Raw genomic sequence first — 24,023 nt, forward strand, 5'->3', positions numbered from 1 at the left:
AGGTTAGTTAAAAGGTTATCAATCAAAGGTATTTTAAGGTAAAGTAAATCTGTTTGTTTTCAGTAAGCCTTTCCCTCACCCCCTAAAAAGAGGGAAAGGTCTAAATCAAGCCCCTTGCCTGTGAAGGTTCGGGGGCTTTTTTATATGGCAAAACATGAATACCGCTTAATGACAATAACGTCTAATGGCGCGTAGCAGTTCTTCTATATCCTGTTCCGTAGTGTCAAAAGAGGTAACGAAACGTATCTCATTCTCTTCTTCATTCCAGAAGTAGAAGAAGTAGTCTTTCAACAAGTTGTCAATTACCGGACGGGGCATTGTCAGGAACAGTTGGTTACTTTCCACTTTCTGCGTAAAACGTACTCCGGGCAACTCTTTCAATCCGGCATATAAAAGCTGCGCCATACGATTGGCATGTGAAGCGTTCTTCAACCAAAGGTCGTCCGTGAGATAAGCAGTAAACTGACAGGACAGGTAACGGAGTTTCGATGCGAGCTGTGCCGACTGCTTGCGTACAAAACAAGCCTCTTTCTTTAAAGCCGGATTAAAGATAATTACACTTTCTCCAAGCATCAACCCGTTTTTCGTTCCGCCAAAACTAAGAATATCAATGCCGCAATCTACCGTCAACTGCCTGAAGCTAAGGTTAAGGGCCGCACAGGCATTTGCCAGACGGGCGCCGTCCATATGGACGTACATGCCGTGCCGGTGCGCCAGTTCCGTCAACGCACGGATTTCATCGGGCCGGTAGACAGTGCCCAGCTCCGTACATTGCGAGATATAAAAAGCTCCCGGCTGGGAATGATGCTGCTCGCCGAAATGACAAAGATAAGGACGTACCAACTCAGGAGTCAGCTTTCCGTCGGGAGTGGCAACCGGACGAATCTGACAGCCTGTCATGCGGGCAGGAGCGCCGCACTCATCTACATAAATATGCGCAGTTTCCGCACATATTATCGAATTATAAGGACGCGTGCATAACTGTAAGGCAACAGTATTGCTGCCGGTTCCATTGAATACAAACAACGGTTCGCAATCCGGAGTAAAAGCTTCCCTGATTTTGCGGACAGCCTCTTCCGTCCATACATCATCACCATATCCCACTGCATGGTCCCGATTGGCCCTATTCAGCGCTTCCATTACCAAAGGATGCACCCCCGAATTATTATCTGAAGCAAAACTTCTCATGGTCTTTTCTGTTTTATTATCGAAATGAATATGCAAAGGAAACAATATTATCCAACATAAAAAAACCGCGACGCCTTTATGCAAGACATCGCGGTCAATTTATATGATTAAGAAATCAAGGGAAAACGATATTACATCATTCCGCCCATACCGCCCATTCCGGGAGCACCCATCGGCATTTCGGGCTTATCTTCTTTCTTCTCGACAATCACACATTCGGTAGTAAGGAACATACCTGCGATAGAAGCGGCATTTTCCAAAGCCACACGAGTAACCTTTGCAGGGTCTACCACACCGGCAGCGTGCAGGTTTTCGTAAACATCGGTACGTGCATTGTAACCGAAGTCGGCTTTGCCTTCACGAACTTTCTGTACTACAACAGCGCCTTCCTTACCGGCGTTGGCTACAATCTGGCGCAAAGGCTCTTCGATGGCACGTTTGATGATGTCGATACCGGTAGTTTCGTCGGCATTGTCACCCTTCAAACCTTCCAATGCTTCGAGCGCACGGATGTAAGCCACACCACCACCTGCTACGATACCTTCTTCGATAGCGGCACGAGTAGCGCGGAGAGCATCGTCTACACGGTCTTTCTTCTCTTTCATTTCCACTTCGGAAGCAGCACCTACGTAAAGAACAGCCACACCGCCTGACAACTTGGCAAGACGTTCCTGCAATTTCTCCTTGTCATAGTCGGACTTGGTAGAAGCAATCTGAGCCTTGATTTGTTCGCAACGCTCCTTGATGTTTTCTTTTGCACCGGCACCGTTCACGATAGTCGTATTGTCTTTAGAAACAGTTACCTTGTCGGCAGTACCCAACATTTCGATAGTAGCCTGTTCCAGTTTCAAGCCTTTTTCTTCGCTGATTACAACACCGCCTGTCAATACGGCAATGTCTTCCAGCATTTCCTTGCGGCGGTCGCCGAAGCCCGGAGCCTTCACAGCACATATCTTCAACTGAGAGCGCAGACGGTTCACAACCAAGGTAGTCAGAGCCTCGCTATCCACATCTTCTGCAATTACCAACAGAGGACGGCCAGTCTGTACAGCCGGTTCGAGGATAGGCAGAAAATCTTTCAGGTTGGAAATCTTCTTATCGTAAATCAGGATGTACGGTTTCTCCATTTCGCATTCCATCTTTTCAGTGTTGGTTACGAAATAAGCGGAAAGATAACCGCGATCGAACTGCATACCTTCTACTACACCGATAGTGGTATCCGTACCCTTAGCCTCTTCGATAGTGATAACACCATCTTTGGAAACCTTACGCATAGCGTCTGCAATCAGCTTACCGATAACCGGGTCGTTGTTGGCAGATACCGTACCTACCTGTTCAATCTTATCATAGTTGTCACCTACCATCTCGGCCTGGCTCTTGATAGACTCAACCACTTTGGCAACAGCCTTGTCGATACCGCGTTTGATATCCATAGGGCTTGCACCGGCAGTTACGTTCTTCAAGCCTTCGGCTACGATAGCCTGAGCCAATACGGTAGCGGTAGTTGTACCGTCACCAGCATCGTCACCAGTCTTGGAAGCAACTTCCTTAACCAGTTGTGCACCGGTATTCTGGTAAGCATCGGCCAGTTCCACTTCTTTGGCTACTGTTACACCGTCCTTTGTGATGTGGGGAGCGCCGAACTTCTTTTCGATGATTACGTTACGTCCTTTCGGGCCGAGCGTTACTTTTACTGCATTTGCCAGTGTATCGATACCTTTCTTCAGTTGGTCGCGGGCATCGATATTGAATAATATTTCTTTTGCCATAATGTTTTTACTATTTATCAGGTTTACTATTTATAAATTTATTATCCCAAAACAGCGAGTACGTCGCTTTGACGCATGATGAGGTACTTGGTTCCTTCCACTTCCAGTTCCGTACCGGCATATTTGCCATACAGTACCGTATCACCAACCTTCAACACCATTTCTTCGTCCTTAGTTCCGTTGCCTACTGCGATAACTTCACCTTTCAAAGGTTTTTCTTTTGCCGTATCAGGAATAATGATACCGCCAATTGTCTTTTCTTCTGCAGGTGCAGGGAGTATCAGCACTCTGTCTGCTAATGGTTTAATGTTCATAGTTTCTTTTGTTTTATATGTTATACAATTTATTATAATGGTAATGTTGCTTTATACAAGCGATAAAGAACTTACGAAAACCGTGCCAAAAGGCAAAGCTGTTCGTTTGGCAGATAAATGCTGACAAAATGGCAAAGGTGACCGGCTATAAAACAAGAACTCCTCACCGGCAACCGTCCGGCAAGGAGTTCTTTACTATAATATCTGTTCTGTCCGTTACCCGCAATGGAAATACTTCTCAACCAGTTTCAGCATCTCTTCCGGACTATCCTGCACTTCGCTACGCAAAGTCCTATCCTCATAAGCACGCAACTTACTGATAATTCCATCAATCATGGCAGGACTGAAGACATTGTATTTCTCGAAAGCGGCACGCTGTTTTTCCAGACAATCGGCAGAAGCGACACAACTGTCGGGCAACTGAGCCAGTTGTTTCAGTTTGTCTTCGTTTTCTTTCTTGTGGATATTCACGTTCACATAAGTCTTATCCGCAATTTCCAAAGCATCCGGCATCTCAAAACCGCAGCGGCAAGCTACAGCCAGTCCTGCAATCAGTTGGTACAAATCGGCTGAACCGTCCGGTGAACGCATCTCTACCGTCTGCTTTTGAGTGGTGTCGTAATTGCTCGGCGCTTCCAGAGGATTGGCAATCATGCACATATCGGTCTTTGCCGACCATCCCAACGGCACACGTACCAATACGGAACGGTTGCGGTCGCCCCAGCAGATATTGGTAGGCGCTTCCTGATGAGGAACAAGGCGGAAATAAGAAGTAGGATTCGTATTGCCGAATGCGGTAATGGAAGGAGCCAGCTCCATCATTCCCGCAATCGCCTTGCGGGCTGTTTCGGAAAGTACGCCGTCTTTCAGCATCTGATTCTTTCCGTCCTTCATGATGCGCATGTGAATATGCAATCCGGAACCGGCCTTTCCTGCCGTTATTTTCGGAGCGAAAGTGATGTCGTATCCATACTGGTAAGCAAGGTTACGGATAATCCATTTGGCAATCATCAACTGGTCGGCTGCCTGCTCGGCACGTACCGGCAGAAATTCGATTTCATTCTGCTCGTATATCTTGCCGTCAAGGGTGAAGTTACCCACTTCGGAATGCCCGTACTTAATTTGTCCGCCGGCTTGTGCGATGTATGCCATACACTCGGTACGGAATTCATTGAACTTGGCATACGGAGCAGACTCGTGATAACCACGCTGGTCGGTAGCCGGGAACATGCCGCTGTCTTCCGAAATGACGTAATACTCCAATTCGCCCATGGCCTGGAACTCCATACCGGTTACTTCCGTAAATGCCCGGCACGCCTTGCGCAGAGTGTGTTCGGGAGAACTTTCCAGCGGTTCGCCGTCTTTATTGAAGAAAGAGCAGAGCATGGAAAGCGTAGGCTGCTCGGCAAACGGATCTATAAAAGCCGTACAGAAGCGGGGGATTACATATAAATCGCTGCTGCCCGCTTCAATGAAAGGAAACAGGCTGGAACCGTCCACACGCTCCCCGCACGTAAGTATCGCATCGAGATATGCGGCATCGTTAATGACAAAGTTCAAAGTTTTCAACCGCCCGTCGGCAGCAGGATACATGAAGTTCACCATAGTGATTCCATTCTCCTTTATATAAGAAACGATGTCGGCTTTTGTAAATTCGGAAGCCGGTTTTTGAAGCTTGGCCACCAACGGATTGGCATGCATTGAGAAATCTTGTTCCATGATTCTGGTTGTTTTTAGTTGATGATACGGTTAACAAAACATGTCCGTATTAAAAGTTTGGAACACGGACTCACAAATATACAAAAAGACAGCCAATTGCAATAAACCGACTGTCTTTATTTATTCCCGATATGGATAAATATTGCAAAAAACGGATAGAACTCGACTTTCTGTTCCCTGCCTACAGAATGTCATTCCAATAAATTCTCTATGGAATAGTTTTCCCAAAAAGTCCGGGTAGAGTTCACCAGCGAGCTGCCCATATAAAGCAAAAACAACACCGCTATGACAATCATCAGGAAACTGACCAGCGCATTATGCCTTTCTTGTTTAAATTGAACGGAAACCATACAAACCTCCTCTTTTATTGTCACTGCAAAGGTAAGAGCCGAATATTACATTCCTGCAACACCTGCGTAACAAATATACAAAAAAAGGAGCACAAACAGGCTCCTTTTTAATAGTATTTCAGTTTTTATTAACTCAGTTCGCTAACCAACTCTTCGGGGGTAATCAATTTCTGCTCTCCCGTCTCCATATTCTTCAAGGTTACCTTGCCCTCGTTCATCTCGTTTTCTCCCACCAAAGCTACAAACGGAATCATCTTGGAGTTGGCATACCCCATCTGCTTCTTCATCTTGCAGGAATCGGGGAAGATTTCGGCACGGATACCTGCCGCACGTACCTGGGTAAGCACATTCATAGAGAAGGCGGCTTCTTTCTCACCAAAATTGATAAACAGAAGCTGCGTACCGTTCACCGCTTCCTTCGGATAGAGTTCAAGCTGGTTCAGCACATCGAATATGCGGTCTGCACCAAACGAAATGCCCACTCCCGAAACACCTGCCATGCCGAATACACCGGTCAAGTTGTCATAACGGCCGCCACCGGTAATGCTGCCAATCTGTACATCCAACGCCTTTACTTCAAAAATAGCACCCGTATAATAGTTCAAGCCGCGAGCCAGCGTCAGGTCAAGCTCGATTTCGTTCTTCAATCCAAGCGCGGAAAGCGTCTTCAAGATAAATTCGCTCTCTTCCACACCCTTCAAGCCCTCTTCGCTGGCAGAAAGCACCTGCTTCAGTGTAGCGAGTTTCTCTTCGTTACTACCGCTCAACAAAATGATAGGCTGCAACTTGGCAATGGCCTCATCACTGATGCCCTTCTCTTTCAGTTCGGCGTTGACATTGTCCAGCCCTATCTTGTCCAGTTTGTCAATCGCTACGGTAATGTCCACTATCTTATCGGACTCACCGATAATCTCGGCAATGCCGCTCAATATCTTGCGGTTGTTGATTTTAATACACACACGGATGCCGAAGCGCGTAAATACGGTATCGACTATCTGCATCAGTTCCACTTCATTCAGCAAGGAGTCACTGCCCACCACATCGGCATCGCATTGATAGAACTCACGATAACGCCCCTTCTGCGGACGGTCGGCACGCCACACCGGCTGAATCTGGTAACGCTTGAAAGGGAACGTGATTTCATCCCTGTGCATCACGACATAACGGGCAAAAGGTACGGTAAGGTCATAGCGCAGACCTTTCTCACAAAACTTGCTTGCGAGCTTCGCGGCATTACGGCTCAACAGCTCCTCGTCCGTCAGACCGGAAAAGTAATCACCCGAATTCTGTATCTTGAACAACAGTTTATCGCCTTCTTCACCATACTTCCCCATTAAGGTGGAAAGCATTTCCATGGAAGGAGTCTCTATCTGCTGGAAACCATAAAGATGATAAACATCACGAATCGTATTGAATATATAGTTACGCTTCGCCATTTCTACGGGCGAAAAGTCGCGGGTTCCTTTTGGAATACTTGGTTTTGCTGCCATAATCGTATCAATTATTTATAAAATCAGATGACAAAGTTACGGTATTTTATTGATTAAGAAAAAAAATGCTTTCTCCATTTAGCATGAAGAAAGCATTTTTCTATTTCTACGGAACAGAACGTTCTTATTCTCTGCGTCCCATGAATATCATTATGTAGTAAACAAGCGTTGCCAATGAACCGAGCGCAGCTACCACATACGTATAAGCCGCCGAACGAAGCGCGTCTTCCGCCTGTGTATGATTGCGGGCATTCGTAATGCCGGAACTGCTCAACCATACCAATGCACGCTTGCTCGCATTGATTTCCACCGGAAGGGTGATGAAGCTGAACAGTGTAGTCATGGCAAACAGGATGATACCTGCCAGCAGCAACTGCGGAAAAGTGTTCAGCATCAGGATACCGCCCAACAGTACCCACGTCATAATGTTAGAAGCAAACGAAACCACAGGCACCAGTTTGCTACGCATCGTAAGCGGTGCATAGGCGCGTGCATGCTGCACGGCATGTCCGCACTCATGGGCGGCAACGGCCGCCGCCATAATGCTGTTGCTGTTATAAACGCTTTCGCTAAGGTTGACGGTCTTATTGGCAGGGTTGTAATGGTCTGTCAAGTGACCCGGAGTATGTGTTACGGTTACATCGTAGATGCCGTTATCGTGCAGCATCTTCAAAGCCACATCGGCTCCCGTCATTCCGTTGCCGGTGGGGATTTTAGAATATTTCTTGAATTTACTCTGCAGGTTCATCTGTACCAGCCAACTGACCACAGCCACCCCGATAAAGATAATCCATTGCATGCCTATCATTCCTGTTCCCATAATTTTCTTCTTTTAATAATAAATAAATGAATAATGTGTCGTTTCTGTTTGTATAACAAATTGTCTGCCAAAAATAAAGGGAAACTGCGAGCTATCTCCCGGTTCTCCCTATCTTTTAGGAAGAATTAAAGATTTACTGACATAACGGTTACAGTTTTAGCAATTCACCGGCAGCAGGCTACTCTTCCAGGTGCAGTTCGATGACTTTGTCAATATCTGTCGGGACTTCGGAAAGATAAAGCATGACACCATCCCGGCATTTCTGTATTTTCAGCGGCCGGCGGTCGGTATAACCTACAGCCTTCTTCACGCGCTTTCCATCCAAAGGCAGGAAAAGCGCTTTATCCTGCAAATCCAGAATATGCACATACAGCTTATTTCCCTTCTGCGTTGTCACTCCCCAAGGGTGAGGAGCCACACAGCCGCCACGTGTTCCGTAAATAGTTTCACCGTACACTTTCATCCACTCTCCTATCTCTGCCAGTCGCTCCATGGCAACAGCCGGAAGTTCGCCATCGGGCTGCGGACCTATATTCATCAAGAGATTGGCATCCTTACCGGCTGCCTTCACCAGATAGTGAATCAAAGTTTTTGCCGGCTTATAGTTTTGGTCCGTAATCTTATATCCCCACATGCCATTCATTGTCTCGCACGTTTCCAATGGCAAGTTACTGACACCTTGTCCGGAAAGTCCCGCCTTATTCTCACCGGGCAAATCACGCTCAAAAATCTGTATATCTTCTCCCTCGAAAGGTGTCCGGTGATGATTATTACCAATCAGACAGGCAGGTTGCAGGCGGTGTATCAACGCATATTGTCCAGGCAACTGCCAATCGAAACCGGGATTCCGGTCCTGATCCCACCAGCCGTCGAACCATATTGCGCCTATTTTCCCGTAACCGGTCAACAACTCCGTCAACTGGTTATTCATAAAAGCGTAATAGCTGTTCCAGTCTCCCGAAGGATCCGGACGCCCGGTTCCACGCCCCGTACGCCCTTGCGGAGCATCCTCGCGATACCAGTCTATATGTGAATAATACAGATGCAGGCGAATCCCCTGCTTATGACATTCATCCGCCAATTCCTTCAGTACATCCCGCCTGAAAGGAGTGGCGTCCACAATATTATAATCGGAATAACGGGTATGAAACATGGAAAAGCCCTCGTGATGCCGTGAAGTGAAACAAATATATTTTGCTCCGGAAGCCTTGATAGCCGCCACCCACTTGGCTGCATTGAACCTGGAAGGATAAAATCCGCCCGCCAATTTGGCATATTCTTTATAATTCAGGTTATTATTGGTCATAGTCCATTCTCCGGTTGCCAACATGCAGTACAGTCCCCAATGCAGGAAAATGCCGAATTTGCTGTCCCTGAACTCCTGGCGCGACTGTAAGTTTTCTGCCGTAGGCTGATAAGGTTGCGACCTCCCGGAAGAGCAGAGAGAGAACAGAAGCAATAATGAGATAATACGTGTTTTCATGGTAATAAATAAAAAAAATATGGGTTACCCGAATTTATACAGTCCGTTATCGAAACCACAAAATCCGCGTAACCCGTACGTAAGGTTGTCTATTTGTCAATCTATGTTATTCCTCCGTATAGCGTTCGATGGTCTGTTCGCGGTCGGGACCTACAGATACAATCTTCACAGGCACACCGAGCTGCTCTTCCAGGAACGACAGATAAGCGTTGAATTCTTCGGGGAATTCGTCTTCGCTCTGCATCTTTGTCATATCCGTCTGCCAGCCGGGCAATTCCACGTACACCGGTTCCACACCTTCGATATCGAACGGGAAGTAATCGATTTCCTCACCGTTGACCTTATATGCCACACAGGCTTTGATTGTTTCGAATGAGTCGAGCACATCGCTCTTCATCATGATGAGCTTGGTTACGCCGTCTACCATAATGGCATACTTCAAGGCTACCAGGTCAATCCATCCGCAACGGCGCTTACGTCCGGTTACCGAACCGAATTCATGTCCCAGCGTACAAATCTGGTCACCGGTCTTGTCGAACAGTTCCGTCGGGAACGGACCTGCACCCACACGCGTACAATATGCCTTGAAGATACCGTACACTTCGCCAATCTTATTGGGAGCTATGCCCAAGCCCGTGCAAGCTCCTGCACAAATGGTATTGGAAGAAGTGACAAACGGATAAGAACCGAAATCAATATCGAGCATCGTACCTTGCGCACCTTCGCACAAAACAGACTTTCCGTCCGACAGCAGACCGTTTATTTCATGTTCGCTGTCCACAAACTTGAACTGCTTCAGGTATTCGATACCCTCGAACCATGCCTTTTCCAATTCGCTCAAATCATATTCGTAATTCAAGCCTTTCAGGATTTGCTCGTGACGGGCTTTGGCAGCAGCATACTTCTTGTCGAAATCGTGCAGGATATCACCTACACGTACACCGTTGCGGCTAATCTTGTCCGTATAGGTAGGACCGATGCCCTTGCCGGTAGTTCCCACTTTGGCATCTCCTTTTGCAGCTTCATAGGCAGCATCCAGAATGCGGTGCGTGGGCAGGATGAGGTGTGCTTTCTTGGAAATATGCAAGCGTTCCTTCAAATTATGACCGGATGCTTCCAATGCTTCCGCTTCCGCCTTGAACAGTGCCGGGTCGAGCACTACACCGTTACCGATGATATTCACCTTATCACCCTGGAAGATTCCCGAAGGAATGGAACGGAGCACATATTTCTGACCTTCAAACTCCAATGTATGACCGGCGTTCGGGCCGCCTTGAAAACGTGCCACTACATCGTATCTCGGAGTTAATACATCAACGACTTTGCCTTTGCCTTCGTCGCCCCATTGTAATCCTAATAGAATGTCTACTTTCATTTCTCTTTCTTATGGTTATTATTTTTCTTCTTTCTTTTGTTTGCGCGGTCGCACTTGCTACACAAGCCGTACATGTACAGCGAATAATGCGTCAAGTTAAAGCGGCTCAACCTGGTATTCTCAATGGCATGCTGCAATTCCTCGTTCTGGAATTCGGTAACCTTGCCGCACTGCGTGCAGATTTGGTGATGATGCGTATCACGGTTATAGCATTTTTCGTATTGAGAGGAATTTCCGAACTGATGCTTGATAACCAGCCGGGCATTGATAAGCAATATGATGGTGTTGTACAGCGTCGCACGGCTCACTCTGAAATTCTCCTGGTCTGCCATCAGCGAATAAAGCGTGTCAACATCGAAATGGCCGTCTATGGAATAAATAGTGTCGAGTATGGCATAGCGTTCGGGAGTCTTGCGATGCCCGTTCATATTGAGATATTCGGTGAATATCTGTCTAACCGTATCTTTCACGTTCTGACTTTCCATTTAAAGGCGCAGTTTTTTAACAGCCAACAAAGTTAAGCCTTTTTTGCGGAAAGCAAACAAAAAAAGAAAAATTAATGATGAGAATAGTAAAGTAGCCAACACTCTATCACTTTACCGTTTTATCATAACGCCACCTCTTCCTTTACCAGATTATAAAGAAGCCGTTCTGTCTCCGAAGAGGAATCTCCCATGCCTTCTACCCTGCGGCAAACCTGAAACGCATTTTCCTCGCCGTGCTGCATGAAGCGGCGGATAGCGGTCAGCGCGGCATTGCGCACATGATAAGAGCCTGAGAGGAACGCCGATATTGCCTGGTCAAGGAATTCATTCTCCACCCGTTCGTTCATATCGCCTTTTTTCATTAACAGCCGGGCAATGGTAAGGAAACCGCAGACCTGCGTATATTCATCTTCAGCGGCAATCCAGTGAAAAGACTTCGCAGGAGCATACGGAAGATGTTGGAACAGGTTCATACAGGTAAGTTCCGCAATCTCGATGTTCCGGATGTTCTCCACCCATATGTCCGCTATTTCGGGCAAGAAGCTGTCGACAGGCTGGAGCAATCCCGCCAATATTTTACATTCGCGAATATCTTCTTTCCAAAGTGCCTGCGCCAAGGCATGATCTTTCCCGTAAGCAGAAGCAATACTTTTGATACGGGGCAGTTCCACGCCGAAGTTAAGTTTGTAGACCAAACCTTTCTCACGCATACTTTGAGACACAGCCCCATTCATGGAAAGGCGGAGCTGGGTTTTTATTTCTTTGAGTTGTTCTTTTAGTTCCATTAGTTTCAGAAATGAGAGTTCCGGTTATCACCTGAGGCAAAAAGCCTTTTATCTTAAAAGAGGTGTGTCAAAATGCACCTGATGATTTTTTTAGGCACGGATTACGCGGAATGCACGGATTTACTTTATCCTTTTTTTCCGTTTCCGTGAAATCCGCGTAATCCGTGCCTAAAAGAAAACAATAAAATCTCTAAATTACCATTCAATCGTTCACTGAAGGCAATGCCGAGTAATCCTTGCTATAACGCAGCATCTGTTCGGCATACCCTTCATCATAAGTTACCTTCACATCGGTTATGTTGCCGTCCGCATCCGTCACAGCCTCATACTTCGGGTTGACAAAGCCCTTATACGGAGCCAGGTTCAGTTTCTTGTAACGTTCCAATACTTCCGCGTGCAGTTCCGGGTCTACTTTCACGGCATAGGACTCTACCAGTTCACGGGCTGCGTCATAGTCGCCCGTGGACTTGATACGCTGTATTTCGGCAAGCAGTTCGCCAAACAGTTCCCGTACCTTTTCATAATCATTGATTACGACATAAGTCTTTCCGTCCTTCTTCACCAGTTCCACCACTTTGTCGGCAGCACCCTTTTCATATACCCAACGGGCTATGAGCTGGCGGTTGCGCATATGTGCCTCTTCCACGTTGTTTCCCGGTTCGATACGCACAAGCTGTGTCATCAGACCGTTCATCAGATAGGTATAGAATTGGGCCTTGTAGGCATCCGCACTCGGAGTCAGCCCCAGTTCCACCAGTTTCGGATCGGCCACATAATACAGTCCGAACAGGTCGGCACGCGCCTCTTCGATAGTAGAGCCGTAAGCCTTCAGCGCATCGGGGTCTACGCCCGGAAGCAGTTTGCCGGAACCATGTCCCAGACACTCATGCAGGTCGGTATGCAGTTCATCGGTCGTATCGGCATATTTGTCTATCAATTGCAGTTCGGCATTGCTATATACAAATTCTTCGTTGAAGCCGTTGCCATGAGCCGCCTTGTTGTAGGCATCCGTTATATTGCCAATCGTTACGGATTTGGAGCCGTGATGGCTGCGGATCCAGTTGGCATTGGGCAGGTTGATACCGATAGCCGTCGAAGGATAGAGGTCGCCCGCCAGAATAGCGGCAGTGATTACCTTGGCTGAAACACCTTTCACCTTCTCTTTCTTGAACTGCTTTTCCACCGGAGAGTGGTCTTCAAACCATTGCGCATTGCTGCTGATAATCTCCGTGCGGCGGGTAGCTTCCAAATCCTTGAAGTTCACCAAAGATTCCCAGCTTGCCTTCATGCCCAACGGGTCGCCGTAGCTTTCGGTGAATCCGTTTACGAAGTCGATGCGGGAATCCAAATCCTTCACCCACAGAATGGCATAATCATCAAAGGTCTTCAAGTCACCTGTTTCATAAAACTCTATCAGCTTGGCTATAACCGCTTTCTGTTCAGGGTTCTCGGCCACGCCTTCCGCTTTCTTCAGCCAATACACAATCTTCCCGATAGCCGCGCCGTACAAGCCCCCCACTTTCCACACTTTCTCCTGAATCTTGCCGTTCTCTTTCACCAGGCGGCTGTTCAATCCGTAAGAAACCGGCGTTTCATCCTTAGGGTCCTTCATGGCGCTGTAAAAGGCTTCGGCTTCCTGCTGCGTCACCCCGTCATAATAATTACATGCCGAGGTCAGCACCAAATCCTCACCGGCAGCCTGGTTCACACGCTTCGGCATCACTTTGGGGTCGAAGATAACGGGAGCCACCTCTTCATAAAGCTGCTCCACCGTCTGCCCTTCTGCAAGCGGCAGTGTAGCGGCGTCCACGCTTAAAAGGGCTTGCTTGAAGAATTCGGGAGTAAAGCCCGGTACGAACTTCTCGCAGCCGTAATGATGATGAATGCCGTTGGAGAACCATACCCGTTTCAGGTACACTTCCATAGCCTTGAAGTCTGCCGCAGTCTTGTCGCCGGTATAGCCCGTATAGACGGCTTCCAGCATCCGGCGGATTCTGAGGTTGTATTTCCCGTTCTGGTCGAACAGGATGTCACGTCCCTGCAAAGCGGCTTCCGTGAGGTAATAAACTAATTCTTTCTGTTTGAGAGACAAGTTCTCAAACTCCGGTACGCGATAGCGTAAAATCTGTAAGTCTGCAAATTGTTCCACTGTATAATCAAATTTTTCTGCCTCGGCAGTAGTTTTCGGTGCTCCGCCGCAAGCTGTCAGCAAGGACGCGGCAACCATTACGGAAATCAGTTGTTTTTTCATGCGTGTTTGGAAAAGATTGATTAGTATTAAAATAACAAAAGGAAGTATTCCGGAGCACATGACTCGGAATATTTCCTTTTATAAGTTCAGTTTTACTGCATTATTTACCTTTCACTGCATTTTTCTTACGATAACCGTTAGGAGTTTCTCCTACATTTTTATAAAATGCAGCATAAAAAGACTGACGATTGGCAAAGCCTACCATCGTGCTGATTTCCTCAACATTCTTGTCAGCATATCTCTTATCTGTCAATAAATGCAAAGCGTCTTTCACTCTGTACTCATTCAACAAACAAGAATAATTCATGCCGAAACGGGAGTTCACCACTGCCGACAAATAACGGGTATTGGTCTGCAGTTCTTTCGCCAAATCCTTAGCAGAGTAATTGGGGTCTCTGTACTTCTTCTGCACGACAATGATATTCAGTATCCTGTCGTACAGCTCGTCTGCCAGTTCCGGCCGTATCAAGGAACTGTAGGCAGCCTTCTTTTCTTTCTTTTCGCGCAGGTTATAGGGATGCTTCTTTGTAGCCTCCTCCTGTGCATTCTTTTCTAAATCACTCATTGAATTAACTGGTTAGGGTTGTTTAAATACGGAAATCCAAAGGAGCTTCCCTTAGATTACACAAAAGTCTAACATTTTTTTTTAATACGCAACTTTTCCCGTACATATTTTTAATATACAAACAACGAAAAAGCTTGAAAAGAAGCAGGATACGTTTAATTACAAGCTTATTTAACACAACTGCTTAATTATTAAGTTATTTGACTGAACGCCACTTCCTTTTGCATTTTATGCAAGAATTAACGTACCTTTGTCCCCTGATAAAAAGATACCGGCACTGCTTATGCTACAAACGCTTAAAACATACTTCGGATACGACAGTTTCCGTCCCCTTCAGGAAGAGATTATCCGTCACATTCTGGACGGAAACGACGCACTTGTGTTAATGCCCACCGGCGGTGGAAAATCAATATGCTACCAGCTTCCCGCCCTGCTGCGCGAAGGAACCGCGGTAGTCGTTTCACCGCTCATCTCGCTGATGAAGGACCAGGTAGAGGCATTATGCGCCAACGGCATCAGCGCCGGTGCGCTGAACAGCAGCAATGACGAAACGGAGAATGCCGCCCTGCGCCGTGCCTGCATGGAAGGCAGACTGAAACTGCTGTATATCTCGCCCGAAAAGCTGCTTGCAGAAGCCAATTATCTCCTGCGGGACATGCACATCTCGCTTTTCGCCATCGACGAAGCGCACTGCATCTCGCAATGGGGACATGACTTCCGGCCTGAATACGCACAGATGGGGATTCTGCACCAGCAGTTCCCGCACGTGCCCATCATCGCCCTGACCGCCACCGCCGACAAAATCACGCGCGAAGATATCATCAGGCAGCTTCACCTGAACCATCCCCGGACGTTCATCTCCTCGTTCGACCGTCCCAACCTGAGCCTCACCGTAAAACGGGGCTACCAGCAGAAGGAAAAATCCAAGACAATTCTTGACTTCATAGCCCGCCATCCCGGAGAAAGCGGCATCATCTATTGCATGAGCCGGAGCAAGACGGAATCCGTGGCGCAGATGCTCCAGAAGCATGGTATCCGCACCGCCGTCTACCATGCCGGACTCTCCCCCTCTCTCAGGGACGAAGCACAGGACGATTTCATCAACGACCGCGTACAGGTAGTGTGCGCCACCATTGCTTTCGGCATGGGTATAGACAAGAGTAACGTTCGTTGGGTTATTCATTATAATTTACCAAAGAGCATCGAGAGTTTCTACCAGGAGATAGGGCGTGCCGGCAGAGACGGACTGCCCAGTGACACGCTACTGTTCTACTCGCTTGCAGACCTGATTTTGCTTACCAAATTCGCTACCGAGAGCGGACAGCAGAATATCAACCTGGAGAAACTGCAACGCATGCAGCAATACGCCGAATCCGACATCTGCCGACGCCGCATATTGTTAAGTTATTTTGGAGAAATAGCAGACCATGACTGCGGCAATTGCGACGTCTGCAAGAACCCGCCCGAACGCTTTGACGGAACTGTCATCGTACAAAAGGCCCTGAGCGCCATTGTCCGCACAGACCAGCAAATCGGTACAGGCGTTTTAGTGGATATTCTCAGGGGAAACATGTCGCCCGAAGTCGTAGGCAAAGGCTATCAGCAACTGAAAACCTTTGCCGCCGGACGTGATGTTCCCGCCCGCGACTGGCATGATTATTTATTACAAATGCTGCAACTCGGATACTTCGAGATTGCCTACAACGAAAACAATCATCTGAAAATAACTTCCGCAGGAAGCGATGTCCTCTTCGGCAGAGCCACCGCCCGATTGGTAGTGATACGCCGGGAAGAAACAAACGAAACCAAACGTGGCAGAAAACGCAAAGCAACCGTCCCCGCCCAAGAGCTACCCTTAGGACTTCCCAATACAGAGAACGAAGCCCTCTTTGAAGCATTACGCAAATTAAGAAAACGTCTTGCCGATGAAGAGGCCCTGCCTGCCTATATCGTCTTGTCCGACAAGGTTCTCCACTTGCTCAGCACCTCACGCCCCACCAACCTCGAAGAGTTCGGCAACATCAGCGGCATCGGAGAACACAAAAAAAAGAAATACGGCAAAGAATTTATCAACCTAATACGAAAATATAGTGATTAGTGATTAAGGATTAGTGATTAGCGGTTAAGGATTAGTGATTAGCGGTTAAGGATTAGTGGTAAGTGATTAGTCGTGAGTGATTAGTCGTGAGCAGTTAGTGTTTTGCAATTAGCAATTAACTGTTTATTGTACATAACTTAATCACTAACCACTAACCACTAAACGCTAATCACTAACCGCTAATCACTAACCGCTACCCCCTATTTCCCCGTTTGTTGTAAGAAGTTGCGTAAATCAGATTGCGGTACTCCTAACGATATGGCTTTCTCGAAATCGCGTTTGGCAAGTTCTTTCTTTTTTTGGGCGAGGTAGATTTCGCCGCGCATCAGGTATATTTCAGGCTGCGAGCTATCCAGGCTTATCGCCTCTTCCAGGTCTACCAATGCCATATCTGTATGGTGCAAGTCTTTTTCTACTCCGGCACGAGCCACATAAAGCATGGCATATTGGGAAGGAGACAACTGCCGGTTCTCTCCTTTGGCGGCAATCATAGTGTTCAATAGCCTCAGTGCTTCTTCGTATTTTCCCTCTCTCTGCTCTAAAGTAGCCAAGCCGAGACGGCCGTTGTAGCTGGTGGGATTCACTTTCAACAAGCGTTCGTAATCCGCCTTTGCCATTTTATAGTCACGTTGTTGCATATAGATATAAGCGCGCATCAGCAGGGCTTCTTCATTGTCTTTCTCCAAATCCAGCACCAGCGAATAATCGGCTTGTGCCAGGTTGTTACGCCCCAGTTCCATATAAATGGTCGCACGGTTCAGCAAGATAGGCACTGCCCGCGGGGCGATATTCAGGGCGAAGTTATAGGACTCCAAAGCCTTTTCGTACTTCCGCTGGCGGCGTTGTATCGTACCGAGGTTGGAGAACAGAAGGGCGTTATGAGGATTCGCAGGCTCCAGCTTCAAGGCTCTGCGGATGTACGTTTCCGCCTGCGGCAGACTATCCTGCTCCGTATAAGTTACGGCACGGTCGCAAAGTTCCTGATAGGTTTGCCCGAATGCAGGCATACCGCTTGCCAATAAACATACTGCGAGAAAAATCAGTTTCTTCATACTTATGATTCTAAATTTATTAATGCACCCGTACCGGTTTCACCAGCCGGTACAGGAAGTACCAAGCAAGGGTACAAAGAATATCAGGCGGTGGTACGGACAGTACCAAGCGCTGGTACGGGCAATACCACGCGACGGTACAAGTGCTACCACCCGTCGGTATGACCGCTACCACCGGGTGAAACAAACGTCCGTCCCCGGCATTTAATCCAAAGGATAGGTGTCAAAAGCAAACAACTCCGTAGAGAGATACCTCTCTCCCGTATCAGGCAGCAAGGCCACCACCGTTTTGTCGGCAAATTCGGGACGCACCGCCAGCAGACGTGCCGCATAGACAGCCGCTCCGGAAGATATTCCCGCCAGCAATCCCTCGGTAGATGCCAGTTCGCGTCCGGCGCGAATGGCTTCATCATCCGGCACGGGAATCACCTCGTCCACTACCGAAGCATCGTAAAGGGCCGGAATAAAGTTTGCCCCGATGCCCTGTATGCGGTGAGGAGCGTCCTCGCCCCCCTCAAGCACGGGAGATGATGCAGGTTCTACGGCCACAATGTAGACATTCGGATTATGCCTTTTCAAGGCGCGCGCCACACCGCAAATCGTGCCGCCCGTACCTACTCCCGCTACAAACACGTCCACTTGTCCGTCCGTATCCGTCCAGATTTCCTCGCCCGTAGTAAGTTCGTGTATCCGGGCGTTGGAAGGGTTCTCGAACTGTTGCAGAATCACGGCACCGGGTATCTTGTCCCTCAGTTCCTGCGCCTTGGCAATAGAACCAGCCATGCCTGCCAGTCCGTCTGTCAGCACGATTTCCGCTCCGAGGGCTTTCAGCAGGTTGCGGCGTTCGATGCTCATGGTTTCGGGCATGGTCAGTATCAGATGATAGCCTTTAATGGTCGCCACCATTGCCAGCCCTACTCCCGTATTGCCGCTGGTAGGCTCTATAATGGTGGCGCCGGGCTTCAACGCTCCTCGCGCTTCGGCATCCTCAATCATCGCCAGCCCTACGCGGTCTTTTACGCTGCCTGCGGGATTAAAGGACTCCAGTTTGGCAACCACCTCCCGTTGCAATCCGTACTTCCGGCTGTACCCCGCCAGTTTCATCAGCGGCGTACCGCCGATAAGTTCCGTCAAGTTATTCGCTATTTTCGCCATAATTCGTCCGAGTTTATACAGAATAAGACACAAATGAGGAGACACAGCAAAAGCAGGCTCGCTATCGCCGTACTCTTGACGCATCTCCTCGCAAAGGTAGGAAAAAAACGTTTCGCCCTTTCTTTCCTTAATAAAGATTAGTGTTTGATATAGTCCACAATCCACGCCCCCACTTCTTTCGTGCCGTATTTGCCGCCGCCTTCCACCTGGATTTCCGGGGTACGGATATTGGCGTCGAGCGAAGCATCCACCGCCTTGCGGATAAGCGCGCCTTCTTCCTTCAGGTCGAAATACTCAAACAGCATGGCTACGGAAAGAATCTGTGCCAGCGGATTGGCTATGTTCAGGCCCTTAGCCTGCGGCCATGAGCCGTGAATAGGCTCGAACACCGGCGTGCTTTCGCCCGTGGAAGCCGAAGGAAGCAAGCCCATGGAGCCGCTGATGCAGGAGCCTTCATCGGTCAGAATATCGCCGAAGGTATTCTCGGTCACCATCACGTCGAAGAACTTCGGTTCCTGAATCATGCGCATGGCGGCGTTGTCCACGTACATATAGTCGGTGGTGACTTCCGGATAGTCCGGGGCCATTTCCTGCGCAATCTGTCTCCACAGACGCGAAGAGGCAAGTACATTTGCCTTGTCCACTACCGTAAGGTGCTTGTTGCGCTTCATGGCATACTCAAAGCCCACTTTCAGGATGCGTTCAATCTCCGGACGGGTATACATATTGGTGTCGTAGGCCTTGTCGTTGTCCTGATACTTCTCACCGAAATACATACCGCCCGTCAGTTCGCGGATGCAGATGAAGTCCGCACCGTCCACCAGTTCCGCACGGAGCGGCGACTTGTGCAAGAGGCACTTGAAGGTCTGCACCGGACGGATATTGGCAAACAGCCCCAACTTCTTGCGCATAGCCAGCAGTCCTTGTTCGGGACGCACCTTGGCGGTGGGGTCATTGTCGAATTTCGGGTCGCCTACTGCCGAAAAGAGCACTGCATCGGCATTCTTACAAGCCTGATAGGTAGCTTCGGGGAAAGGGTCGCCCACTTTGTCGATGGCGTCCGCACCGCACACGGCATACTCATAACTTACTTTGTGACCGAATTTCTCGCAAACGGCGGTCATTACGTCCACACCTACGGCGGATATTTCGGGGCCGATACCGTCACCGGCCAATACTGCAATTTTAAAGTCCATAATTATTATTTCTTTTTCAATTCATTTTCTATCTTATCTTTCATTGCTTTATTCTTGCGGCGAACACGGTCACCCGTCACAAATCCCGCAGTCAGCATAAGCGTCCATATCACATCCATAAGAGTGACGAGCTGCAGCTCATTTGCATACCAATTCAAGAAAACACGAAACAAAAATATCATGCAAGCAAAAAACAGATAGCTTACATTGGGTTTTCTTTCGAAATAATCCTTTATTCTCTTATCAATCATGGTTGGGCATCTTATTTATCGTATTCAGCTTCTATTATATTCAACATCTTTACCGTAGCCTTAATGGCCGCTTCCGTCTGGTCGGCATCCAGCCCGCGGGTACGGAACACCTTGTCTTCAAAACTCCAGGTGATAACCGTCTGCACAAAGGCATCGGTACGTCCGCCGGGCGGGATGGTCACCGCATAGTTCGTCAGCATCGGGAACTTGCGCCCCAGAGTCACCTTGTATATCTTGCGCAACGCACGCACAAAGGCATCGTACTGACCGTCGCCGCTGGAACTCTCCTCATACTCCTTGCCGTTGATTTCTATTTTCAACGTAGCCATCGGTTTCAGTCCGTAGGCAAGGTTCACGATGTAGCTTTTCAGATTCACCCGCTCGTCCATCATGCCATGTTTCAAAACATCGGAAACGATGTACGGCAAATCTTCCTGCGTCACCAGTTCCTTTTTATCGCCCAGCTCGATGATACGTTCGGTAACCTTGCGCATGGCATCCTCGTCCAGCTCCAGCCCCAGGTCTTCCAGGTTCTTGCGGATATTCGCCTTGCCGCTGTTCTTGCCCAGCGCATACTCCCGCTTACGACCGAAACGTTCGGGCAAGAGGTCGTTGCAGTACAGGTTGCTTTTATTATCTCCGTCAGCATGCACGCCCGCCACCTGCGTAAACACATTCTCACCCACAATCGGTTTGTTGGCGGGAATTACGATGCCCGAATAAGACTCCACCACACGGCTCACATCATTGAGGCGGCTCTCGTCGATATTGGTAACAGCGCTGAAATGGTCTTTCAGGATGGCCTGCACGCTGGCAAGAGGCGCATTCCCGGCACGCTCGCCCAGACCGTTAATGGTGGTGTGCAACCCCTTGCAACCGCTCAACACGGCTGCCAGCACATTGCTCACCGCAAGGTCGTAATCATTGTGCGCATGGAAGTCGAAATGCGCGTGCGGATAGCGTTTCACCATTTTCCGCATGAATTCAATGACCTGCAACGGGTTCAGCACCCCCAACGTATCGGGCAGCATATACCGCTTTATGTTGGTCCGGATCAATGCGTCCATCAATTGAAACACATATTCGGGCGAATCTTTCATGCCGTTGCTCCAGTCTTCCAGGTAGACGTTCACCTCCATGTCCTGCACGTTTGCGTAGTCCACCACTGCCAGAATGTCCTCGATATGTTCTTCGGGCAACTTCTTCAACTGGCAGGAGCAATGCTTCAGCGAGCCTTTGCACAGCAGGTTAATGACGCGGCAGCCGGTAGCGTGTATCCAGTCCACCGACGTATGCCCGTCTACGAAACCGAGCACTTCCACCCTCGGCAGCATATTGCGGCGGGCGGCCCAGTCGCATATCATTTTCACCGCATCGAACTCCCCTTCAGACACCCGCGCGGAAGCCACTTCCACCCGGTCCGCCTTCAAGTCTTCAAGCAGCAAACGGGCTATCATCAGCTTCTCATGGGGCACGAAAGACACCCCGCTGGTCTGTTCGCCGTCGCGGAGCGTGGTGTCCATGATTTCTATCTTCGGATGATTATGCTTCATGTTTCTTCTCCCAGGATTCTATTTTGTCTTTATTCTCTACAAGGAAATCTATATCGTCCAATCCGTTCATCAGGCAGTGTTTCTTGTAGGCATTGATTTCAAAATGCTCGCTCTTGCCCGTGGCCTTGTTGGTAATGGTCTGTTCGGGCAGGTTCACTTCCACTTCCGTTTTGGGATTGGCGAAAACCGAGTCGAAAAGTTCTTTCAGGAACGGTTCGCTCACCACCACGGGAAGCACGAAATTATTCAGTTCGTTGTTCTTATGGATATCCGCAAAGAAGCTGCTCACCACCACGCGGAAACCATAGTCGGCAATGGCCCATGCCGCATGCTCGCGGCTGCTTCCCGAACCGAAGTTCTTGCCGGCCACAAGGATTTGTCCGCCGTAGGTAGGGTCGTTCAGTACGAAAGATTCTATTTTGTTGCCTTGCTTGTCATACCGCCAGTCGCGAAACAAGTTCTCGCCAAAGTCTTCTTTCGTGGTGGCTTTCAGGAAACGTGCAGGGATTATCTGGTCGGTATCCACATTCTCCAACGGAAGAGGTACACAAGTGCTGTTGATGATATTGAATTTCTGTTTCATTGTTGCTGTTATTTGATTGTTCTTTCTTCACTGCAGAGGACATAGGCCCTCAGTTTCTCCCTCTGTAGTGAACCTTGATTTAGATAAACTCCCTCGGGTCTGTAATCACCCCCGTCACCGCCGCTGCCGCAGCCACCAGCGGACTGGCAAGCAATGTGCGTGCACCCGGTCCCTGACGTCCCTCAAAGTTACGGTTACTGGTGGATACCGCATATTTCCCGGCAGGCACTTTGTCATCATTCATCGCCAGACAAGCCGAACATCCCGGCTGGCGGATAGCGAATCCCGCCTCTTCCAGCACTTTGTCCAAGCCTTCCTCGCGTATCTGCGCATCTACCATCCACGAACCGGGAACTAGCCATGCCACTACATCCGCCGCTTTCTTACGGCCTTTCACGATAGAGGCAAATGCACGGAAATCCTCGATACGGCCGTTGGTGCAAGCACCCAGGAACACGTAATCAATCTTCTTGCCCAACAACGGTTCACCCGGCCGGAAGCCCATATACTCCATCGACTTCATAAAAGATGCCTTGGCGGCCTCGCCCATGCCCTCGGTAGCGGGGATGTGCTGCGTGATGCCCATGCCCATACCCGGATTGGTTCCATAGGTAATCATCGGCTCGATGTCGGCGGCGTCGAAGCGTACTTCCTTATCGAACACGGCATCCTCATCGCTTTTCAACGTTTTCCAGTATGCCAGCGCCTTGTCCCACGCTTCGCCTTTCGGAGCATATTCGCGTCCCTTGATGTACTCGAAAGTCGTTTCGTCCGGAGCAACCATACCGCCGCGCGCACCCATTTCTATGCTGAGGTTGCACAGCGTAAGGCGTCCTTCCATGGACAGGCTGCGCACCGCCTCTCCGGCATACTCCACAAAGTAGCCCGTAGCGCCGCTGGTAGTCATCTTGGACATCATATAGAGCGCCACATCTTTGGCGGTCACCCCTTTACCCAATTTGCCGTCTACGGTAATGCGCATCGTCTTGGGGCGGGTTTGCAGAATACACTGCGAAGCCATCACCATCTCCACTTCGCTCGTACCGATGCCGAAAGCCACCGCTCCCATTGCGCCGTGAGTGGACGTATGCGAGTCACCGCATACAATCGTCATGCCCGGCAAGGTCAGCCCGCGTTCCGGACCCACCACATGGATAATGCCGTTCTTCTTGTCCATCATGCCGAAATGCTCCAGTCCGAAATCTTCCGCATTCTTGGCAAGCGTATCCACCTGCGTCTTTGACACGGGGTCTTCGATAGGTTTATCCTGGTCGTGCGTCGGCGTATTATGGTCGGGCATACAGAATATCTTTTCCGGACGGAAACACTTGATTCCCCTGGCACGCAATCCGGCAAAAGCCTGCGGGCTGGTCACTTCATGGCAATAAAGCCTGTCTATGTAAAGTTGTGTAGGGCCGTCTTCCACCTTCTGTACAACGTGGGCATCCCAAATTTTATCAAATAATGTATTCATCAGAATAAGTATTAATTACAAATTATCAATCACTAATCGTTAATCACTAATCGTTAATCACTAACCG

Annotated in this window: 22 protein-coding genes; 2 read left to right on the forward strand and 20 right to left on the reverse strand. The window is 48.8% G+C overall.

Going from position 1 to position 24,023, the window contains the following annotated elements; all coding sequences use genetic code 11:
* Positions 1-165: 165 nt before the first annotated feature.
* From NQ565_RS15270 to NQ565_RS15330, 13 genes are all read right to left on the reverse strand, one after another.
* Entirely contained in the window at positions 166-1,188 is a 1,023-nt protein-coding gene (locus NQ565_RS15270) for a threonine aldolase family protein (RefSeq protein ID WP_005654403.1), read from the reverse strand.
* A gap of 131 nt (positions 1,189-1,319) precedes the next feature.
* Positions 1,320-2,957: a chaperonin GroEL gene (gene groL / locus NQ565_RS15275; RefSeq protein ID WP_005654400.1), complete on the reverse strand. Its 1,638-nt coding sequence runs from the start codon at positions 2,955-2,957 to the stop codon at positions 1,320-1,322.
* Positions 2,958-2,998: 41 nt separating this feature from the next.
* Positions 2,999-3,271, reverse strand: coding sequence for a co-chaperone GroES (locus NQ565_RS15280; protein ID WP_004290132.1), 273 nt, complete (start codon positions 3,269-3,271; stop codon positions 2,999-3,001).
* A 216-nt stretch (positions 3,272-3,487) separates the two neighbouring features.
* Positions 3,488-4,990 (reverse strand): glutamine synthetase family protein, encoded by a 1,503-nt coding sequence (locus NQ565_RS15285; RefSeq protein WP_005654398.1) that lies wholly within the window; start codon positions 4,988-4,990, stop codon positions 3,488-3,490.
* A 191-nt stretch (positions 4,991-5,181) separates the two neighbouring features.
* On the reverse strand, positions 5,182-5,340 hold the full coding sequence (locus tag NQ565_RS15290) for a hypothetical protein (protein WP_005654397.1): 159 nt from the start codon (positions 5,338-5,340) through the stop codon (positions 5,182-5,184).
* Positions 5,341-5,468: 128 nt separating this feature from the next.
* Positions 5,469-6,830 (reverse strand): histidine--tRNA ligase, encoded by a 1,362-nt coding sequence (gene hisS / locus NQ565_RS15295; RefSeq protein WP_005654395.1) that lies wholly within the window; start codon positions 6,828-6,830, stop codon positions 5,469-5,471.
* A gap of 124 nt (positions 6,831-6,954) precedes the next feature.
* Entirely contained in the window at positions 6,955-7,650 is a 696-nt protein-coding gene (locus NQ565_RS15300; protein ID WP_005654394.1) for a zinc metallopeptidase, read from the reverse strand.
* A gap of 178 nt (positions 7,651-7,828) precedes the next feature.
* Positions 7,829-9,133, reverse strand: coding sequence for an alpha-L-fucosidase (locus NQ565_RS15305; protein WP_005654392.1), 1,305 nt, complete (start codon positions 9,131-9,133; stop codon positions 7,829-7,831).
* A 106-nt stretch (positions 9,134-9,239) separates the two neighbouring features.
* Entirely contained in the window at positions 9,240-10,508 is a 1,269-nt protein-coding gene (locus NQ565_RS15310) for an adenylosuccinate synthase (RefSeq protein WP_005654390.1), read from the reverse strand.
* Entirely contained in the window at positions 10,505-10,993 is a 489-nt protein-coding gene (locus NQ565_RS15315; protein WP_005654388.1) for a Fur family transcriptional regulator, read from the reverse strand. The genes NQ565_RS15310 and NQ565_RS15315 overlap by 4 nt, the downstream gene beginning before the upstream one ends.
* Before the next feature lie 122 nt (positions 10,994-11,115).
* Complete coding sequence (locus NQ565_RS15320; RefSeq protein WP_005654386.1) at positions 11,116-11,778, reverse strand: DNA alkylation repair protein; 663 nt, start codon at positions 11,776-11,778, stop codon at positions 11,116-11,118.
* A gap of 202 nt (positions 11,779-11,980) precedes the next feature.
* A complete protein-coding gene (locus tag NQ565_RS15325) occupies positions 11,981-14,029 on the reverse strand; it encodes a dipeptidyl-peptidase 3 family protein (RefSeq protein ID WP_040315693.1) in 2,049 nt (682 codons plus the stop codon).
* 100 nt (positions 14,030-14,129) lie between these two features.
* Complete coding sequence (locus NQ565_RS15330) at positions 14,130-14,594, reverse strand: helix-turn-helix domain-containing protein (RefSeq protein WP_005654383.1); 465 nt, start codon at positions 14,592-14,594, stop codon at positions 14,130-14,132.
* 283 nt (positions 14,595-14,877) lie between these two features.
* Between NQ565_RS15330 and recQ the strand changes: the two genes are divergently transcribed.
* Positions 14,878-16,692 (forward strand): DNA helicase RecQ, encoded by a 1,815-nt coding sequence (recQ, locus tag NQ565_RS15335; protein ID WP_005654381.1) that lies wholly within the window; start codon positions 14,878-14,880, stop codon positions 16,690-16,692.
* 200 nt (positions 16,693-16,892) lie between these two features.
* On the opposite strand, the gene NQ565_RS15340 is transcribed toward recQ, so the two are convergent.
* A complete protein-coding gene (locus tag NQ565_RS15340; RefSeq protein ID WP_005654379.1) occupies positions 16,893-17,744 on the reverse strand; it encodes a tetratricopeptide repeat protein in 852 nt (283 codons plus the stop codon).
* A gap of 4 nt (positions 17,745-17,748) precedes the next feature.
* On the opposite strand from NQ565_RS15340, the gene NQ565_RS15345 reads away from it, so the two are divergent.
* Entirely contained in the window at positions 17,749-17,952 is a 204-nt protein-coding gene (locus tag NQ565_RS15345) for a hypothetical protein (RefSeq protein ID WP_229127208.1), read from the forward strand.
* On the opposite strand, the gene cysK is transcribed toward NQ565_RS15345, so the two are convergent.
* The 6 genes from cysK to leuC form a co-directional block, all read right to left on the reverse strand.
* Positions 17,949-18,899 (reverse strand): cysteine synthase A, encoded by a 951-nt coding sequence (cysK, locus tag NQ565_RS15350; protein ID WP_016662585.1) that lies wholly within the window; start codon positions 18,897-18,899, stop codon positions 17,949-17,951. The genes NQ565_RS15345 and cysK overlap by 4 nt on opposite strands.
* A gap of 137 nt (positions 18,900-19,036) precedes the next feature.
* Entirely contained in the window at positions 19,037-20,095 is a 1,059-nt protein-coding gene (gene leuB, locus NQ565_RS15355; RefSeq protein ID WP_005654375.1) for a 3-isopropylmalate dehydrogenase, read from the reverse strand.
* Between the two features lie 5 nt (positions 20,096-20,100).
* On the reverse strand, positions 20,101-20,346 hold the full coding sequence (locus tag NQ565_RS15360) for a hypothetical protein (RefSeq protein WP_005654373.1): 246 nt from the start codon (positions 20,344-20,346) through the stop codon (positions 20,101-20,103).
* An 11-nt stretch (positions 20,347-20,357) separates the two neighbouring features.
* Complete coding sequence (locus NQ565_RS15365; RefSeq protein WP_005654372.1) at positions 20,358-21,899, reverse strand: alpha-isopropylmalate synthase regulatory domain-containing protein; 1,542 nt, start codon at positions 21,897-21,899, stop codon at positions 20,358-20,360.
* The gene (gene leuD, locus NQ565_RS15370) at positions 21,889-22,482 is read right to left on the reverse strand and encodes a 3-isopropylmalate dehydratase small subunit (protein WP_005654370.1); all 594 of its coding nucleotides are present in this window, start codon (positions 22,480-22,482) and stop codon (positions 21,889-21,891) included. Before leuD ends, NQ565_RS15365 begins: the two co-directional genes overlap by 11 nt.
* Before the next feature lie 79 nt (positions 22,483-22,561).
* Entirely contained in the window at positions 22,562-23,956 is a 1,395-nt protein-coding gene (gene leuC / locus NQ565_RS15375) for a 3-isopropylmalate dehydratase large subunit (protein WP_005654369.1), read from the reverse strand.
* Positions 23,957-24,023: the final 67 nt, after the last annotated feature.

Origin of the sequence: Bacteroides stercoris ATCC 43183, assembly GCF_025147325.1 — a bacterium.
Taxonomy (GTDB): domain Bacteria; phylum Bacteroidota; class Bacteroidia; order Bacteroidales; family Bacteroidaceae; genus Bacteroides; species Bacteroides stercoris.